At 37.3% G+C, this 17,613-nt stretch carries 16 protein-coding genes; 2 read left to right on the top strand and 14 right to left on the bottom strand.

The window, feature by feature from the left end:
* Positions 1 to 20 precede the first annotated feature (20 nt).
* The 13 genes from rnr to BK137_RS12795 form a co-directional block, all read right to left on the bottom strand.
* Positions 21 to 2,432: a ribonuclease R gene (rnr, locus tag BK137_RS12855; protein WP_038188788.1), complete on the bottom strand. Its 2,412-nt coding sequence runs from the start codon at positions 2,430 to 2,432 to the stop codon at positions 21 to 23.
* Between the two features lie 43 nt (positions 2,433 to 2,475).
* A complete protein-coding gene (locus BK137_RS12850; protein WP_038188791.1) occupies positions 2,476 to 3,222 on the bottom strand; it encodes an alpha/beta hydrolase in 747 nt (248 codons plus the stop codon).
* Between the two features lie 118 nt (positions 3,223 to 3,340).
* A complete protein-coding gene (secG, locus tag BK137_RS12845; protein WP_038188803.1) occupies positions 3,341 to 3,568 on the bottom strand; it encodes a preprotein translocase subunit SecG in 228 nt (75 codons plus the stop codon).
* Between the two features lie 244 nt (positions 3,569 to 3,812).
* Positions 3,813 to 5,108, bottom strand: coding sequence for a phosphopyruvate hydratase (eno, locus tag BK137_RS12840; RefSeq protein WP_038188806.1), 1,296 nt, complete (start codon positions 5,106 to 5,108; stop codon positions 3,813 to 3,815).
* 20 nt (positions 5,109 to 5,128) lie between these two features.
* A complete protein-coding gene (gene gpmI / locus BK137_RS12835; protein ID WP_038188810.1) occupies positions 5,129 to 6,655 on the bottom strand; it encodes a 2,3-bisphosphoglycerate-independent phosphoglycerate mutase in 1,527 nt (508 codons plus the stop codon).
* Positions 6,648 to 7,409 carry a triose-phosphate isomerase gene (gene tpiA / locus BK137_RS12830; RefSeq protein ID WP_038188812.1) on the bottom strand — a complete coding sequence of 254 codons (762 nt, stop codon included), beginning with the start codon at positions 7,407 to 7,409 and terminating at the stop codon, positions 6,648 to 6,650. The genes gpmI and tpiA overlap by 8 nt, the downstream gene beginning before the upstream one ends.
* Before the next feature lie 15 nt (positions 7,410 to 7,424).
* A complete protein-coding gene (locus tag BK137_RS12825; RefSeq protein WP_038188814.1) occupies positions 7,425 to 8,609 on the bottom strand; it encodes a phosphoglycerate kinase in 1,185 nt (394 codons plus the stop codon).
* A 241-nt stretch (positions 8,610 to 8,850) separates the two neighbouring features.
* The gene (gene gap, locus BK137_RS12820; RefSeq protein ID WP_038188817.1) at positions 8,851 to 9,858 is read right to left on the bottom strand and encodes a type I glyceraldehyde-3-phosphate dehydrogenase; all 1,008 of its coding nucleotides are present in this window, start codon (positions 9,856 to 9,858) and stop codon (positions 8,851 to 8,853) included.
* A 23-nt stretch (positions 9,859 to 9,881) separates the two neighbouring features.
* On the bottom strand, positions 9,882 to 10,910 hold the full coding sequence (locus BK137_RS12815) for a sugar-binding transcriptional regulator (RefSeq protein WP_038188820.1): 1,029 nt from the start codon (positions 10,908 to 10,910) through the stop codon (positions 9,882 to 9,884).
* Between the two features lie 170 nt (positions 10,911 to 11,080).
* On the bottom strand, positions 11,081 to 11,323 hold the full coding sequence (locus tag BK137_RS12810) for a glutaredoxin family protein (RefSeq protein WP_038188823.1): 243 nt from the start codon (positions 11,321 to 11,323) through the stop codon (positions 11,081 to 11,083).
* Positions 11,324 to 11,335: 12 nt separating this feature from the next.
* Entirely contained in the window at positions 11,336 to 12,610 is a 1,275-nt protein-coding gene (rpoN, locus tag BK137_RS12805; protein WP_038188825.1) for an RNA polymerase factor sigma-54, read from the bottom strand.
* A 103-nt stretch (positions 12,611 to 12,713) separates the two neighbouring features.
* A complete protein-coding gene (locus BK137_RS12800; protein ID WP_038188828.1) occupies positions 12,714 to 13,514 on the bottom strand; it encodes a TPM domain-containing protein in 801 nt (266 codons plus the stop codon).
* Positions 13,511 to 14,092 carry a LemA family protein gene (locus tag BK137_RS12795; protein WP_038188837.1) on the bottom strand — a complete coding sequence of 194 codons (582 nt, stop codon included), beginning with the start codon at positions 14,090 to 14,092 and terminating at the stop codon, positions 13,511 to 13,513. Before BK137_RS12795 ends, BK137_RS12800 begins: the two co-directional genes overlap by 4 nt.
* A gap of 171 nt (positions 14,093 to 14,263) precedes the next feature.
* Here BK137_RS12795 and BK137_RS12790 point away from each other — a divergent pair, with 171 nt between their 5' ends.
* Positions 14,264 to 14,884 carry a spore coat protein gene (locus BK137_RS12790; protein WP_038188839.1) on the top strand — a complete coding sequence of 207 codons (621 nt, stop codon included), beginning with the start codon at positions 14,264 to 14,266 and terminating at the stop codon, positions 14,882 to 14,884.
* A gap of 51 nt (positions 14,885 to 14,935) precedes the next feature.
* Here BK137_RS12790 and BK137_RS12785 read toward each other — a convergent pair whose 3' ends face one another.
* Complete coding sequence (locus BK137_RS12785; RefSeq protein ID WP_038188842.1) at positions 14,936 to 16,477, bottom strand: DHA2 family efflux MFS transporter permease subunit; 1,542 nt, start codon at positions 16,475 to 16,477, stop codon at positions 14,936 to 14,938.
* Between the two features lie 171 nt (positions 16,478 to 16,648).
* On the opposite strand from BK137_RS12785, the gene BK137_RS12780 reads away from it, so the two are divergent.
* Positions 16,649 to 17,557: a TetR/AcrR family transcriptional regulator gene (locus BK137_RS12780; protein ID WP_038188845.1), complete on the top strand. Its 909-nt coding sequence runs from the start codon at positions 16,649 to 16,651 to the stop codon at positions 17,555 to 17,557.
* Positions 17,558 to 17,613: the final 56 nt, after the last annotated feature.

Below are 17,613 nucleotides of genomic sequence, written 5' to 3'. Positions count from 1 at the left end.
ATTAAATAGAGGAGAAGCGACTAGCGCTTCTCTTTATTTTTCTTTTTACCATTGCTGCCTTTTTTCTTTTTAGCAATACCTTCGTAGAACTTTTTCTTTTGGCTACCACTTTTACCGGAAGCTTTACGCTCTTCCTTGCGTGTTTTACCATTCACTTTTGCACCACTTGGTTTTCGAGTTCCGCTCCCGCTTCCACTTTCGCTTCTGCCTTTTCCTCTGCCATCTCTAGTGCCCTCTTTTTTCTTCGCATGAATGACACGTGGTGCTTCTTTACGAGTACGGCCGAATTCGCGTTTCATACCGACGATTTCAAAATCAACAGCTGATTCTTCAACGTTGACAGCCTTAACTTTAATTTCTACACCATCACCAATACGGAAAATACGACCGGTACGTTCGCCAATCATCACCATTTGACGGTCGTCAAAACGGTAGTAATCATCTGTCATATTACTTATATGAACAAGACCTTCAATTGTGTTTTCTAATTCGATGAACATACCAAAGTTTGTAATTGAACTAATGATACCTTCAAATTCATCACCAATTTTATCAGCCATATATTGTGCTTTTTTCAGTGCATCTGTATCACGCTCTGCATCGACTGCACGACGTTCGCGCTCAGACGTATGCTGTGCAATTTCATCCATTATAGCATTCCAGTGTGCAATTGTAGCAGATGAAACGTCACCGTTTATTAAGTACGTACGGATCAATCTGTGAACAATTAAGTCCGGGTAACGACGGATTGGAGATGTAAAGTGTGTGTAAAACTCTGTAGATAAACCAAAGTGTCCTAAACATTCCGCACTATATTTTGCTTGTTGCATAGAACGAAGCATCATAGTCGAAATAACAGGTTCTTCAGGTAATCCATCAACTGATTCTAAAATCTCTTGTAATGCACGTGGGTGGACTGTGTTACCAGTACCTTTAATCACTAACCCAAAGTTTGTTACAAATTCAAAGAATCGTTGAAGTTTTTCTGGCTTAGGATCTTCGTGAATACGATAAATGAAAGGTACATCCATCCATTTGAAATGTTCTGCAACTGTCTCATTGGCTGCTAACATAAACTCTTCGATTAGACGCTCTGCGACTGTACGTTCACGTAATACAACATCTGTAGGCCAACCATTTTCATCTACCAGTACTTGAGATTCTTTAAAGTCAAAGTCTACAGCACCACGATCCATACGTTTATTGCGTAGAATTTGCGCTAATTCACCCATATCCTTAAACATAGGAACAAGATTTGCATAACGTTCTTTTAACTCTTCATCATCTTCTTCTAAAATCTTATAAACATCTGTATAAGTCATACGCTCAGTCGTATTAATGACACTTTGGAAAATTTCGTGTCCTATTACTTCACCACTACCATTAATCGTCATCTCACAAGATAACGTTAGTCGGTCAACTTGTGGATTTAATGAACAAATACCGTTTGATAGACGATGCGGAATCATCGGAATAACGCGGTCTGTTAAATACACACTAGTAGCACGATCATACGCTTCTTCATCAAGATCTGAACCCTCTGTTACATAGTAGCTTACGTCAGCGATATGGACGCCTAGCTTATACGTACCATCATCATTTTTTGTCACAGTAACAGCATCATCTAAATCTTTTGCAGTTTCACCGTCAATTGTGACAATCATTTGATCACGTAAATCAATACGACCTTCTAAATCTGCTTGTGTTACTTCATCAGGAATAGCTGATGCAGCATCAATCACTTCTTTTGGGAAGTCGATAGCGATACCATGTTTATGGATAATCGATAAGATATCAACACCTGGGTCATTTTTGTGACCTAAAATTTGCGTTACAATTCCTGTTGCTGAACGATTATCATCAGGCCATCCAGTAATTTCAATGACTACTTTATGGCCGTCCATCGCGCCGAGAGTGTCTCCTTTTGCGATAAAGAAATCGATTGATAATTTCTTATCATCTGGTACTACAAAGCCAAAACCACGATTTGCTTGAAAGACGCCGACAACCTTCGTTGTTCCTCTTTCTACAATTTGAATGATTTTACCTTCTCGTCGATCTCCAGAAGTTGTTTTAGATACACGGATTAATACCGTATCACCATTTAATGCACCATTAAGGGCATCTGGCGGTATAAACACATCATCCATTCCTGCTTCTTCAGGTGCAACAAAGCCAAACCCCTTTGCATGACCGATGAAGCGTCCTTTTAACAAATTCATACGATCTGGCGTACCATAACGATTCGTATTAGAACGTACTACCTGCCCTTGCTGTTCCATTCTTACTAGTGTTTTCACTAGTTCTTTAAATTCATCCGCATCTTTAAAACCAAATTGTTGTTCCAATTCGGCAACAGTAAGCGGCTTATATTGTTCTTCCTTCATGAAACTTAATAATCGTTCTTGTAATGATAATTCTTGATTGTTCATCTTTCTTCCCTCCTTCTAATAGCGTTTGCGAAGAATGCCATTTTTACTCTTGCCAATCGAGTTTTTCTAAAAAAGCATATATATCTTCATGTAATTGTTTTTTCTCTTTGTCAAGAGTAATAACGTGCCCAGACTCTTTATACCATTTTATAGCTTTATCATTGGACTCCACCTGATCATAAATGATTTGTGCTGAATTTTTATCAATCACGTCATCTAATAATCCTTGGGCAACGAATATTGGAGCATAGATTAGATCAATCTGATTACGAACCTGATAAACAAGTTCTCGTAATTCTGAAAGTGAAGGCATCCCTTGTTGCTTCAGTTCAGATATCTCTTGCTCGATTTCATCTGGTTTTTTTCCAATAAACTTTTTAAAGTCACGTGCATATTTCAACACACCTTCGAACATTAAATCCGTAGTGTGCATTGACATTGGTGCACACATTGTCGCAATCCCCTTAATAGGTAGTGTATACCCTAAACGCAGTGAAAATACACCACCTAAAGATAAACCAGCAACTGCAATTTCTTCATAACCAGCTTCTTTTAAAGTATTATATCCCTGTAGAACGTCTTCCCACCAATCTGATGGTCTTGTATGGATTAGTTCCTCTGGTGGTACACCGTGGCCTTTATAATGAGGAGCAAACGTAGTATAGCCCTTTTTCTCCAAAAATCTCCCTAACATTCGCACATCAGAAGAATTCCCAGTAAATCCATGCAACAGTAAAACTGCACGTGGACCTGCTTTAAAAAAGAAAGGCTGTGACATTAAAACTTCCATGAAGCAAACCTCCATTAATAATACAATTCATGTATGTAAGTGTTCTATTATTAATTATATGCTTTTATAAAAGAAAACGCCTAACCATATGGTGGTCAGGCGGTTCAAATATCGCTCATTAAATTTTCGCAATAGCTAAAGCTAGTACAAAAAATAAAATTGATAATACTACCGTAATGCGGTGCAAAATAAGGTCCATGCCTCGAGCTTTTTGCTTACCAAAAAGTTGCTCAGCTCCACCAGAGATGGCTCCCGAAAGACCTGCACTTTTACTTGATTGTAATAATACTAAGACAACTAATGCAAGAGAAACAATGATTAATAGTGTCATAATCACAGTATGCATATGTTCCACCTCCTGATTCGAAACATCACAACAGTCTTATCTTACCAAAAACTGTACGTAATGACAACGTTGTTCTAATTCAATCATGCTATGTAGCCTGTATATAGACTAGCGCTTAAGTTATATTCTAACATTTCCATACAATTTTGACGACTACCTTATGAAAAAATAGAGCTATTTCTACTGTCCTAATTGCGACAGTGAAATAGCTCTCTGTTATTTAGGGCTTAAGTAAATTTCTAACTTATTTTTTTAAGTTGTAGAAAGATTTTAAGCCATTATATCTTGCTGTTGAGTGTAGTTGATCTTCGATGCGAAGTAATTGGTTATATTTCGCAACGCGGTCAGTACGTGAAGGTGCACCTGTTTTGATTTGACCAGCATTTACAGCTACTGCGATGTCAGCAATAGTTGCATCTTCAGATTCACCTGAGCGGTGAGAGATAACAGCTGTGTAGCCTGCTTGTTTAGCCATTTCAATAGCATCTAAAGTTTCTGTTAAAGTACCAATTTGGTTAACTTTAATTAGGATTGAGTTACCAACGCCTTCTTCGATACCACGTGATAATTTTTTCGTATTTGTTACGAATAAGTCATCACCAACAAGTTGTACTTTCTCTCCAATACGTTCTGTTAATAATTTATGACCAGCCCAGTCATTTTCATCTAAGCCGTCTTCAATTGAGATGATTGGATATTTATTTGTCATTTCTTCGTACCATGCAACCATCTCTTCAGAAGTTTTAACAACACCTTCACCATCTAAGTGGTATTTACCATCTTCTTTGCTGTAAAGTTCAGAAGATGCAACGTCCATTGCTAAGAATACTTCTTCTCCTGGTTTGTAACCAGCGCGTTCGATTGCTGTCATAATTGTAGCAAGTGCTTCCTCGTTAGAAGAAAGGTTTGGCGCGAAGCCACCTTCATCACCCACTGCAGTATTATGTCCAGATTCTTTTAATACAGCTTTTAAGTTGTGGAAGATTTCAGTACCCATACGTAATGCGTGACGGAAAGATTCAGCGCCTACAGGCATTACCATAAATTCTTGAATATCTACGTTGTTATCAGCGTGTTCGCCACCATTTAAAATGTTCATCATCGGTACTGGCAATTGTTTTGCATTCACACCACCGATATATTGATAAAGAGGAACTCCTAAATAATCTGCTGCTGCATGTGCAACTGCTAAAGATACACCAAGAATAGCATTTGCTCCAAGTTTACCTTTGTTTTCAGTACCATCTAATTCAATCATGCTGTTATCAATTGATACTTGATCAAGTACAGCATAGTTACCGATTAATTCAGGTGCAATGACGTTATTTACATTATCAACTGCTTTTAAAACACCTTTTCCAAGGTAGCGACCTTTATCGCCATCGCGCAATTCTACTGCTTCATATTCCCCTGTAGATGCACCAGATGGTACGATTGCACGACCAAATGCACCGCTTTCTGTGAATACTTCTACTTCTATTGTTGGGTTACCGCGTGAATCTAATACTTCACGAGCTTGTACGTCTGTAATAATTGGCATTGTTTTAACTCTCCTCAGTTTTAAAATAATGGTTTTCCTGTCATTTCAAGTGGTTGTTCCACTCCAAGTAATTTTAACATGGTTGGAGCCAAATCGGCTAAAATTCCACCATCTCGTAAAACGATATTCTCTTTTGTGACGATTACTGGAACAGGGTTTGTTGTATGAGCTGTCATCGGTTGACCTTCCAAAGTAGTAACCTCGTCAGAATTCCCATGATCAGCAGTTACAATTGCTGCGCCGCCTTTTGCAATGATTGCATCTACAATTTTACCTAAACACTCATCAACGACTTCAATTGCCTTAATCGTTGGTTCTAGCATACCGCTATGTCCAACCATGTCAGGATTAGCAAAGTTGAGAATAATGCCATCAAATGCATCAGATTCAATCGCTGCTAGCAATGCATCAGTTACTTCATAAGCGCTCATTTCAGGTTTTAAATCGTATGTCGCTACTTTTGGCGAGTTTATCAAAATACGCTCTTCACCTGCAAATTTCTCTTCACGTCCACCACTCATAAAGAATGTGACATGAGGATACTTCTCAGTTTCAGCAATACGCAGTTGAGTTAAACCTTCATTTGCTATGACTTCGCCAATAGTATTGACCAAGTTATCATTTTCAAACGCAACCTTAGCATTTACTTCATCACTATAATGCTTGAACGTTACATATACGATATCAGTAGGATGTTTTCCACTTAATTCAAAACCACTAAATGCAGGATTCGTAAATGCTTTTGAAAGTTCAATCGCTCGGTCAGGGCGGAAGTTGAAGAAAATGACTGAATCATTTGATTCAATCGTTGCAACAGGTTTGCCGTTTTCTTTCACGACAAAAGGTACAACAAATTCATCTTTAATATCTTTTGCATATGAATTTTGCACACCAGTTTTTGCAGAACTTGCTTCTTCTCCTTTAGCATCGACAAGTGCTTGATACACTTTTTCTATACGATCCCAACGATTGTCACGATCCATTGCATAGTAACGGCCACTAATTGATGCAAATTTCCCTACACCGATTTCAGCTATTTGACGTTCAGTTTCTTCAATATAAGAAACTGCTGATGTTGGTGCTACGTCACGACCATCTAAGAAACCATGAATATAAACTTCATCTAAACCATATTTCTTAGCTAGCTTTAATAGCGCGAATAAGTGCTCATAATGACTATGTACACCGCCATCAGAAAGTAAGCCCATTAAATGTAGTTTTGTATTATTCTCTTTTGCATGTTTTACTGCTTGCACTAATGCATCGTTTTCGAAGAAGTCACCATCTTTAATAGACTTGTGGATTCTCGTTAAACTTTGATACACAATACGACCAGCACCAATATTCAAATGGCCAACCTCTGAGTTACCCATTTGGCCATCTGGTAATCCGACTGCTTCACCTGAAGCAATTAGAGTTGAGTGAGGGTACGTATTCCATAAACGATCGAATGTTGGTTTTTTCGCTTGTGCTACAGCATTTCCGAACACTTCACTACGTAAACCTAAACCGTCTAAAATAATAAGTGCTACAGGTTTTTTAGGCATTTGCGCCCGCCTCCAAAAGTTTCAAATATGAATCTGATTGTAAGCTTGCTCCACCTACAAGAGCCCCGTCAATATGCTCCATTGTTAGTAGTTCCACAATATTTTCAGGTTTCACACTTCCACCATATTGAATGCGAATTGCAGCAGCAGCTTCTGCGCCAGCAATTTCTTCAACAGTAGCACGAATCGCTCCACAAACTTCATTTGCATCTTCTGCAGTTGCCGTTTTACCTGTACCGATTGCCCAAATTGGTTCATAAGCGATAACAGTTTGTTTTACTTGCTCTGTTGATAATCCTTCAAGCGCTACACGTACTTGACCAGCTACTTTTTTAACTGTATTTCCAGCTTCACGCTCTTCTAGAGTTTCACCAACACATACAATTGGAGTTAAGCTATATTCAAATGCTGCATGAGCTTTTTTGTTAACTGCTGCATCCGTTTCGTTATAATACTCACGGCGCTCAGAGTGGCCTAAAACTACATAAGAAACAGCAATGTCTGATAGTTGAGAAGGACTTACTTCACCTGTAAAGGCGCCCTCTTTTTCAAAGTGCATTGTTTGAGCACCAATCGCCAAATTAGAGCCTTTAGCTTGTTCGACAAGTGTTGGCAAAAATAAAGCTGGAGCGCAAATAACTGAGTCCACTTTTTCTTTGTTTGGGATTGATGATTTTACTGCCTCTACAAATTCTACAGCTTCGCTTAAGTGTTTATACATTTTCCAGTTACCTGCAATAATTGGTTTACGCATGTGAATCATCCTCCATTATTTATCGTTTAATGCGACAACGCCTGGTAGGGCTTTGCCTTCCATAAATTCAAGTGATGCACCGCCACCTGTTGAGATGTGGTTCATCTTATCTGCTACATGGAATTTTTCGACTGCTGCGGCTGAATCTCCTCCACCGATAATAGTGTAGGCAACAGTATCTGCCATAGCTTGTGCCACACCCATTGTTCCGTTCGCAAAAGCGTCCATTTCAAATACACCCATTGGTCCATTCCAAATAACTAACTTAGAGTTTTTAATAACATCTGCATAGTTTGCTGTTGTTTTAGGACCAATATCAAGCCCCATCCAATCAGAAGGAATTTGATCGATATCAACTACTTTTGTATTTGCGTCTTTAGAGAATGTATCCGCAACTACTACATCGACAGGCATATGCAATTTCACACCTTTAGCTTGCGCTTTTTCGATGAATGATTTAGCTAACTCAATTTTATCTTCTTCTAGTAAAGATTGTCCGATATCATAACCTTGTGCTTTAGAGAAGGTATACGACAGACCGCCACCAATGATTAAGTGATCTACTTTTTCTAAAAGATTTTCAATTACACCAATCTTGTCTTTTACTTTCGCTCCGCCAATAATCGCCGTGAATGGACGTTCTGGAGTAGATAAAGCTTTACCTAATACATCAAGCTCTTTCTCCATTAATAAGCCCGAAACAGATGGGATATATTCAGCGATTCCCGCAGTCGTTGCATGTGCACGGTGAGCTGCTCCAAATGCATCGTTCACATAAATATCTGCTAATTTAGCAAAGCTTGCTGCAAGGTCGGCATCATTTTTTTCTTCTCCAGCATGGAAACGAACGTTTTCAAGTAATACAACGTCACCATTTTCCATTTCTGCTACCGTTTTTTCTACCGTTTCACCAATTGATTCGTCTAATTTTGTAACAGGTTTTCCTAGCAATTCAGCTAGGTGTTTACCAACTGCAGTTAGACGTAACTCTTCTTTCACTTCACCTTTTGGACGTCCAAGATGACTAGCTAAAATTACTTTAGCACCTTTTTCAACTAGGCTAGAAATTGTAGGAAGTGCTGCTCTAATACGAGTGTCGTCGGTGATTTTACCATCTTCCATAGGCACATTAAAATCTACGCGCACAAAAACACGCTTTCCGTTTACTTCTACATCATTCATCGTCTTCTTCTGATACATGAAGAGAGCCTCCTCCAATTGTTTATATTGCTTTTCCAACTATGTGAAACAAGCATCTTATTTATAATTTTTTGATAATACAATAGGCTATTCGACAATACCTTCGAAAAATTCATTCCAATAGTACTAGTAGGCAAGCACTTACTCTTTATAGGAATAAAAGAAGGAGAAGAGTAAACCCTTCTCCTTTTACCCTAATACATTATAAACGCTCGGGTTCATAAAGGCTACGGTTTTTCTATTACAAACCTTGATCATACATGTAAAGCGCTAAGTCGATACAACGAGCAGAATATCCTGACTCATTGTCATACCAAGATAGTACTTTAACTAGGTTATCTTCAAGGACCATTGTTGATAAGCTATCAATTGTTGATGATGCTTTATTACCATTATAATCAATTGAAACTAGTGGTAAATCTGTGAAATTTAAAATACCTTTTAGTTCGTTTTCTGAAGCTTCTTTTAATACAGCATTAATTTCTTCTACTGATACCGATTTGTCTAATTCAGCTACTAAGTCAACTAAAGATACATTAGGAGTTGGTACGCGTACAGCCATACCGTCTAGTTTGCCTTTTAAATTAGGTAAAACTTTTGCAACTGCTACTGCAGCACCTGTTGTTGTAGGAATCATTGATTCACCAGCTGCACGTGCACGACGGTAATCAGAATGTGGTAAGTCTAAAATGCGTTGGTCATTTGTATATGAGTGAATTGTAGTCATCATTCCACGTTTAATACCAAACTTCTCATCTAATACTTTTGCTACTGGTGCTAAGCAGTTTGTAGTACAAGATGCATTTGAAACAACATTATGCTCTGAAGCATTGTATTCTTTATGGTTTACACCCATAACAAATGTTGGCATACTACCTTTACCCGGTGCAGAAACGATAACTTTTTTAGCACCTGCTTCAAGATGTTTGCTTGCTAATTCTGTTTTAACAAAATGTCCTGTAGACTCGATAACAATATCGACTCCAAGTTCTTTCCAAGGTAAAACTGCTGGATCTTTTTCAGCATAAACACGTACTCTCTTACCATTAACAATTAGGTATTCGCCTTCAGAAGATACTTCTGCATCTAAAATACCGTGTACGGAATCATATTTTAACAAATGAGCTAACATCGCTGCGTCTGTTAAATCGTTTACTGCTACTACCTCAATATTCTCATGCTGTACCGCATTTCGAAATACTAATCGTCCAATACGTCCAAATCCGTTAATAGCTAATTTTAAAGTCATGTTCTATTCCTCCATTTTTGTAATTACTTAAGTAATTTAATCATTTCTTCTGCTGCGCCTAAATCCGTAATAAGAATAGTTTGCGCTGCAGGGTTTTTAATATACGAAAGAATTGCTTTAGCCTTTGAAGTTCCTCCCGCTACAGCTAAAATAGACGGGCATTTGTGAACTTGTTCCAGCTGGATACCAACAGTACGAATTCTATGTACTGCTTTACCCGTTTCATCAAAATAATAACCAAAAGCTTCACCGACTGCTCCAAAACTTTGTAGCGCTTGTAAATCTTCAGGTGATGAATTTCTGCGAACAGCCATTTCCTCTGCAGAACCGATACCATGTATGACAATATCAGTCTGTTCATATAGATCCATCATTTCTCTCACAATAGGTTCTTGCATCATTGTAGAATAAGCATTTTCACTTAAATATTCCGGTAAATACAACGTACGATAAGTACCACCTGTTTTACTAGCAAATACAGATGCAATGGTGTTTGCTTGTAACTGCATTTCTTCACCAATACCGCCTCTAGCTGCTATAAACTGTAATTGTGAAAATTTATTCGATGGAGTTAAACTTTCAGCAATTGCACTAACAGTACTTCCACCAGTGACAGCTACAGTTTTTTTACCATTCGCTAGACGTTCTAGCTCATTCGCAGCTTCCGTACCCATTAATGTTTTGACAGAAGGCTCAATATCATTATTGCCCGGTACAATGATTACTTTTTGAATTTTGAATTGTCTTGTGAGTATAGTTTCTAATGATGATATTCCTGACCATTCATGTACGAGAGATTTTAGTTTACTGAGTACATGTTGCCCACTATCCGAAATACTCATACCTAAACGGCTCGTAAATATCAATCCTTGCTCATTTAACAAATCAGTTTCCTTACGCACTTCACGCTCAGTAACTGATAGCTGCTCAGCTAATGCTCTACGGCCAATCGGACCCATCATCTGAATCGTTTGAAGAAGTCGATATCTGATTTGAAGGATGTCTGACATTTCGGGTAGTAATTTTAATTGTGCCTCCGATAATGTATACATATTATTACGTCCTCCATCAGCGGTGGGTTAATTATTGTCCCACTGGTTATAATTTTGTCCCACTTGGGGTAAAAAAATTTATTTCCTGCACATAGTATACAATTGCCTTTCAAAATTCGCAACTAAAAAGTGAATTATAAATCAACTTTTTTTGCTAAAAAAGAGGGTAACTACCCCTCTTCAATAGCTAATCCCTCTAATAAAGTTACATAATCGAGCAATCCATATTGAACAATTTCTCCGTTCTTTTCAACAACCGGTATCATTAACATAAATCGCTCATGCAATGAATCATCTGTTTCAATATTAATTTCTTCTATTGTAAACGGAACATCTTCTTGTACTATCTTTAATAGTTCTATCCCTTCTTCACAAAGCCCACAACCCGGACGACTATAATATTTAATGTTCATCTACTCACCTCATTACTCAAACCTTTTTCGTTTCGTTGAAGCAAGTATACCTAATTGCTCCCGATACTTCGCTATGACACGTCTTGATAATACCCATCCCTGTTGCTCGAGCAAACTTTTTATTGCTTGATCAGATAATGGCTTTGTTTTATCTTCAGCTTGAATTAATTGTTGTAACTGTGTTTTGACACGATCTACAGAAACATCTTCGTCCTTGACCATCGTTGACCGCTGTGAAAAAAATCTACGTAATGGTAATGTACCCAATGCAGTATGAATATATTTTTCTTTAATTGTCCTGCTAATCGTCGACTCATGTAACTCTAGCTTTGTAGCTAATTCTGTCATTGTGTAAGGAACAATGGCGTCGTAGCCTTTTGAAAAAAATGCTGATTGCTTTTTAACGATTTCTTGAATAACTAGGCGCAGAGTTTCTTTTCTTAGCAATAATTGCTTATCTATAATACGTACCTGTTCCTTCATTCCATTAATATAAGCAAATGAATCTTGATCTCCCTGGATTTGCTTAACATACTCTTCATCTAACTCGACAGAAGGAAATGCTTCTTTGGAATATCGTATTAACAATTTACCATTTTCCATAAAAACGTCTGCTTCTGAAATTATATATTCTGTTTTAGGTGTTCTTAAATAGTCTATAGGTGATGGATTCAACGTACTAATTGCATCAGCTGCTTGTTGGATTTGTTTTAAAGAATAGTTAGAAATACGCCCTAACTCCTGCCACCTTTTCTCAATAAATAATGTGTAATAATTGGATAAAATATTGCAAACGACCTCATCCATTTGCCCTTTTTCTGCTTGTAATAATAAACATTGCGACATCGAACAAGCGCCAATGCCAGTTGGTTCGCACTGTAATATGTATTGTCTAGCCTGTTTTATAGTAGGAATATTCAGACCTAGCCATTTAGAATATTCTTCATCTGTACTTGTTAAGAAGCCAAAATCATCTAAATCATTAATTAACCAATTGATAGCTTTTTTACATTCAGGAGATAAGGATTGGTTTAATAACTGATCCATAATAGAACTTTGAATTGAATCTGATTCTGCTGAAGCTGTCCATTCTGCCCAATCTTTAGTTTGTTGATTCTTTGATGATTTTACTTTTATTTTTAAAAAGGGATTTTCCACTTGTTTTTCTTGTAGAAAAGCGTGTAATTCTTCAGAGGAATATTGCAGTAAATCTAATGATTGCCGCATTTCCTGCGTTAGCGCTAGCTTTTGAATTTGTGTTTGTGATTGCTCAAAGCGAAATGACATTTCTCAACACCCCCACCTCAATTATAAAGTTTATGCGATGAGCATGCCAATCGAAAACTCATATACAAAAAAATGGTTCCGCAATTTTGCGAAACCATTTCATCTACCATTTACGCCCTGCTCCTCCACCAGCTGATGAGCCTCCACCACCGTTGAATCCACCAAAACTTCTGCCACTAGATCTACCACTACCACCGGAATTAAAACTCCCCCAGCCACCACCATAATCATATATACTTCTTCGGCGACCTCGTGAACCACCAGATCCACCTCCACCTTTTGAAAACATACTATATACGATTAAAAAAAGGATAACGATGATAACAATCGTTATTGGCGATAAGCCTTCTTCTTCAGGCTTTACAGGATTGTCTACTGTCCCATCCCAGTTATATTCCTCTGCAACGATATTATATATAAGTTTATATGCAGAACTAAAGGCGGCGTCATAATTTCCAGCTTTTAAATTCGGTACCATATATTCATCTAAAATCCGTCCAATTTTAGCATCAGGTAATGCGCCTTCCAGACCTTGACCAACAGTAATATGTAAATCCCGATCACCTTCAGCGTCACCAAAGCTTGCTAAAATAAGCACGCCATTATTCTTTTCTTTGCTTCCAATTCCCCATGCACGCACAATTTTTGTACCATACGATGCAGCATCCAAACCACCTAAAGTATCTACAGTTAAAATATAAATTTGTGCACCGGTTGCAATCTCTAGATTTTTGGATAGCTCATTCAATTCTTCTTTGGTGTCTTTTGATACAACATTTGCAAAATCCTGTACGTACCCATCCTGCTCAGGTTTCGGTAAACTTGCGGCTTGAGTCGTTGCAGAAGTTATAAAAAATAACCCCAAAGTAAATAATACACCTAGTACAAGAGTGATTTTTTTCATTTTGAATCATTTCCACCAAAGTCTACTGCTGGAGCATCTTTGGCATTAGGATTTGCTTTAAAATATTCTTTTTTCTCAAAATTGAACATTCCAGCAATAAGGTTCCCTGGAAATGCTCTTCTTAATTTATTATAACTATTTACCTCTTCATTATAATCTTCACGCGCGACAGCAATACGATTTTCCGTTCCAGAGAGTTCATCCATCAATTGACGGAAATTCGCGTCTGCTTTTAAGTCAGGATACTTTTCTACAACAACTAATAATCGATTTAATGCACCAGTCAATTCATCATTTGCGATAGCTTGATCTTGTGGTGTATTCGCCCCAGCTAATTTCGATCGAGATTCAGCAATGTCCGTCATAATCTCTTTTTCATGATTTGCATATCCTTTAACTGTATTCACTAAATTAGGTATTAAATCTAAACGTCTTTGTAATTGATTTTCAATTTGAGCATACTTCGAATCCACTTGCTCATCCGCATTCACTAACTTGTTATAGCGTGGCACAATCATCATCGCTAAAACACCAAGAATTACGACAATTATTATTAAGGGTGTGACCAATTTTTTCAAATGAAAGACCTCCTCATTTTTTAATTATTCTTCCCTTACTTCCTTATGAAAAAACATACGACTTATTATACGCTTCAAACATTTGGAAGTTTCATTTTCATCGTATAATGTTTTGCTTTAAATCCATACTACAGTTGCGGTAAACGCTATTTCATTAAGGAGGCCAAACAATTGACTAATAACCAATTTGGACAAACTGAATCCGGTAATATGTATCAACCACAGTCTGCGATGATGAACCATGGTGGCCACGAAGTTTTAGATATGCACGAAACATTATCTGAAACAGTTGCTATGCTTAATCACGCTGTACTTTTGCGTCCACACGTACAAGACCCAGAATTACTGGATATTTTAGACCGCCAGTACAATTTCAGCTTAGATGAGTACAATATTACAGTTGAGTCATTTAGGACAGGACGTGACCCATCTCACCCGACTGGTAGTTATCAGATGAAACTTAACCATGATTTCATCTACGGGTTAGAACCATCTCAACCAAAAAAGCCAATGTCAAACGCTTCTGAGCTGAATGACGAAATGATTTCAGGTTACTTACTAGGTGGGCATAAACAGCTCGCTTCATGTAAGGTAACGACTGCCCTCGAAACAACTAACCCGGTGGTAAGACGTGTACTAGCCGATTCAGTACCGAACTGTATTGAAATGGCTTACGAATTATCCCTGTATCAAAACAAACATAAATATTATCAAGTACCTCAATTAGATGGAAAAGATATGCAAGAGTTATTAAATGCTTTTGCCCCCGCTCCAAATTCCCGCCTACAATAACAAAAAAACGCTCAGTTATGACTTTACGTCATAACTGAGCGTTTTCTTTTATTATGCTTTAACTTCTTCTTTTTGTTCTTGAGTGTTTTCAGTTGGGTTCATTGATTTTCCATTAACAGGAACACGTTTAACAAATAGCGCTAAGATAAGAGCAACTATCGTAATACCCATTGCAACAAAGAATGAGAAGTTAATACCATCAATCAACGCTTGTTGACCAACTTGAGCTTTCATTTGAGCAATTTCTGTTGCACTTGGTACATTACCAGATTGCGCAGCTGAAGCCATTTTTTCTTTCATTTCTAAACCTATCTCTTTTGCACGAGTAGCTGTATGCTTTGTCATAATTGTGATTAATACAGCTGAACCAATTGCGCCAGAAACTTGTTGTAGCGTATTATTCATGGCAGTACCATGTGGATTCATCTTCATTGGTAATTGGTTTAAGCCATTTGTCATAATCGGCATCATAACCATAGACATACCGAACATACGAATTGTATATGCAAACATTAAGTAACCATAACTAGTATCGGCAGTTAATTTTGTTAACTCGTATGTTGCAATCGTAGTAATTGTTAACCCAGTAAGAGCCAATGCTTTAGGTCCAAATTTATCAAATAACTTACCTGTAATTGGTGACATAATTCCCATCACAAGTGCACCTGGTAGCATTAATAATCCTGCATCTAAAGGCGAAATACCACGAACTGTTTGAACATAAATTGGTGTAATAATCATACCTGAGAACATTGCCATAGAAACGACGATTGAAATCGCTGAAGATAGCGCAAACATCGGGTGTTTGTAGATTCTAACATCTAGCAAAGGTTGTTCTAAGAACAGCTGTCTAATAACAAATGCAGCAACACCTAAGACACCGACAATAATTGTACCGTAAACGATTGGGCTATCCCATCCTTTATCTCCAGCTGAACTGAAGCCATAAAGTAAAGAACCAAATCCAATAGTAGATAAGATCAATGAAAAGACATCTAGGCTTACTTTTCTTGTTTCCATTACATTGCCTAGTTTAAAGATTGCTAGCAATAATACAAGAATTGCGAAAGGCAAGATGATTTCAAATAACATACGCCAATCATAGTGCTCTACAATCCAGCCTGATAATGTTGGTCCGATAGCTGGAGCAGAAATCATTACTAGACCAAAGATACCCATAACAGATCCACGTTTTTCAATTGGGAAACTTGTTAACATAACATTCATTAATAACGGTCCTAATACTGCTGCACCTGCTGCTTGAATCATACGAGCTGCAATAAGTACCCAAAACTCTGGAGCGAATATAGCTAATGCTGTACCTATAGAAAATAATGTCATTGATGTAATAAATAAATGACGGTTTTTAAATCGAGTGATAAAAAAGGCACTTGCTGGAACTAGAATACCTCCGACAAGCATATAACCCGTTGATAGCCATTGAACTTGAGAAGCCGCTACATCAAACTCCTTCATTATCGTTGGTAATGCCACATTTAATAATGTGTTGTTAAGAAAAGAAACAAAAGCACCTATAAACAAGATTACTATCATTGCGTAAGGTGGCTTTTTCTGTAATGCGTTACTATTCATATTATATCCTCTCTACTTTCATTATATTTCGTATATAGAAGTTTACTTGATTTATTTTATACTCATGGTACAACTTTTTCAACTAAAAAATTTTGTCATTTTATAAACATTGATATTAAAGCGTTTCCAAGTTAGAATGATAGTACACTAATTGAAAAAATAGGTGATGTTATGAACAATCGTAAACGTCAAGTTATCGTTGCCTCTCAAAAGCTCTTCGTGGAAAAAGGTTTTCAAAATACCTCCATCCAAGATATTCTAGATGAATCGCATATTTCTAAAGGCACTTTTTATAATTATTTTGCTTCAAAAAACGAATGCTTAATCGCAATAATAGCTAAAGGTCGCGAAGAAGCGGATGTTCGCAAGCATGAGATGCTTATAGGACAGGATCCAAAAGATAAAGACTTACTAGCTAAGCAAATTGCTGTATTGATGCAAATAAACCGTGATCAAAATTTAATCCCTATCTTTGAATCGATTTTCCATTCGGGTGAACCAGAACTTAAAGAAGTAGTAATGCGATTTCATCTAAACGAGTTAAATTGGCTCGCAAAAAGAATTGTCGATATTTATGGAGAAGAATCAAAGCCGCACTGTTACGATGCTGCCATCCTAACTTTTGGTATGATACAACATATGTTGCATATTTGGAAAATTACACGTGAAGATGCTCTAGACCCAGTACAGATTGTGAAATACGTAATTCAACAGCTAGATGCCGTTTTACCTGCTCAAATTGAGAGAGGTGAACATTTCTTAGGCTGTGATTTAGCAAAGTACTTACATGAGAATTTCAAACATAAATATGTAACGAAAGAGTATTTAGCAGAACAGCTAACTGGATTTTCAGAAGGCCTTATTGAAGATGATTTACAAGCTGGTAAAGAATATACAACCTGCCTTATAAAATCTTTACAAGAAGAAACTACCCCATACTATATAATTGAAGCAATTGTATTACCCTTTAACACTAGCTTTAAAGGTACTAAACATGCTGCAGAAGCCCAAGAAATTGCAAATCTTATATGGCTATTTATAAAACAAAATAACAACCTAGACATATTAAATAGTAATTAATTGGACACAAAAAGTCGCTTTTCAATATTAAAGCGACTTTTAATTTCTATATGACA

This window comes from Viridibacillus arenosi (assembly GCF_001955655.1).
GTDB classification, from domain to species: Bacteria; Bacillota; Bacilli; order Bacillales_A; family Planococcaceae; genus Viridibacillus; species Viridibacillus arenosi.
This window is presented reverse-complemented; position numbering and strand designations above follow the sequence as displayed.

What these genes read in the sequence shown, in the direction of transcription:
- rnr (WP_038188788.1), bottom strand. Translation starts at nt 2,432, where the DNA reads ATGAACAATCAAGAATTATCATTACAAGAACGATTATTAAGTTTCATG.
- BK137_RS12850 (WP_038188791.1), bottom strand. Translation starts at nt 3,222, where the DNA reads ATGGAAGTTTTAATGTCACAGCCTTTCTTTTTTAAAGCAGGTCCACGT.
- secG (WP_038188803.1), bottom strand. Translation starts at nt 3,568, where the DNA reads ATGCATACTGTGATTATGACACTATTAATCATTGTTTCTCTTGCATTA.
- eno (WP_038188806.1), bottom strand. Translation starts at nt 5,108, where the DNA reads ATGCCAATTATTACAGACGTACAAGCTCGTGAAGTATTAGATTCACGC.
- gpmI (WP_038188810.1), bottom strand. Translation starts at nt 6,655, where the DNA reads ATGCCTAAAAAACCTGTAGCACTTATTATTTTAGACGGTTTAGGTTTA.
- tpiA (WP_038188812.1), bottom strand. Translation starts at nt 7,409, where the DNA reads ATGCGTAAACCAATTATTGCAGGTAACTGGAAAATGTATAAACACTTA.
- BK137_RS12825 (WP_038188814.1), bottom strand. Translation starts at nt 8,609, where the DNA reads ATGTATCAGAAGAAGACGATGAATGATGTAGAAGTAAACGGAAAGCGT.
- gap (WP_038188817.1), bottom strand. Translation starts at nt 9,858, where the DNA reads ATGACTTTAAAATTAGCTATTAACGGATTTGGACGTATTGGACGATTA.
- BK137_RS12815 (WP_038188820.1), bottom strand. Translation starts at nt 10,910, where the DNA reads ATGTATACATTATCGGAGGCACAATTAAAATTACTACCCGAAATGTCA.
- BK137_RS12810 (WP_038188823.1), bottom strand. Translation starts at nt 11,323, where the DNA reads ATGAACATTAAATATTATAGTCGTCCGGGTTGTGGGCTTTGTGAAGAA.
- rpoN (WP_038188825.1), bottom strand. Translation starts at nt 12,610, where the DNA reads ATGTCATTTCGCTTTGAGCAATCACAAACACAAATTCAAAAGCTAGCG.
- BK137_RS12800 (WP_038188828.1), bottom strand. Translation starts at nt 13,514, where the DNA reads ATGAAAAAAATCACTCTTGTACTAGGTGTATTATTTACTTTGGGGTTA.
- BK137_RS12785 (WP_038188842.1), bottom strand. Translation starts at nt 16,477, where the DNA reads ATGAATAGTAACGCATTACAGAAAAAGCCACCTTACGCAATGATAGTA.
- BK137_RS12780 (WP_038188845.1), top strand. Translation starts at nt 16,649, where the DNA reads ATGAACAATCGTAAACGTCAAGTTATCGTTGCCTCTCAAAAGCTCTTC.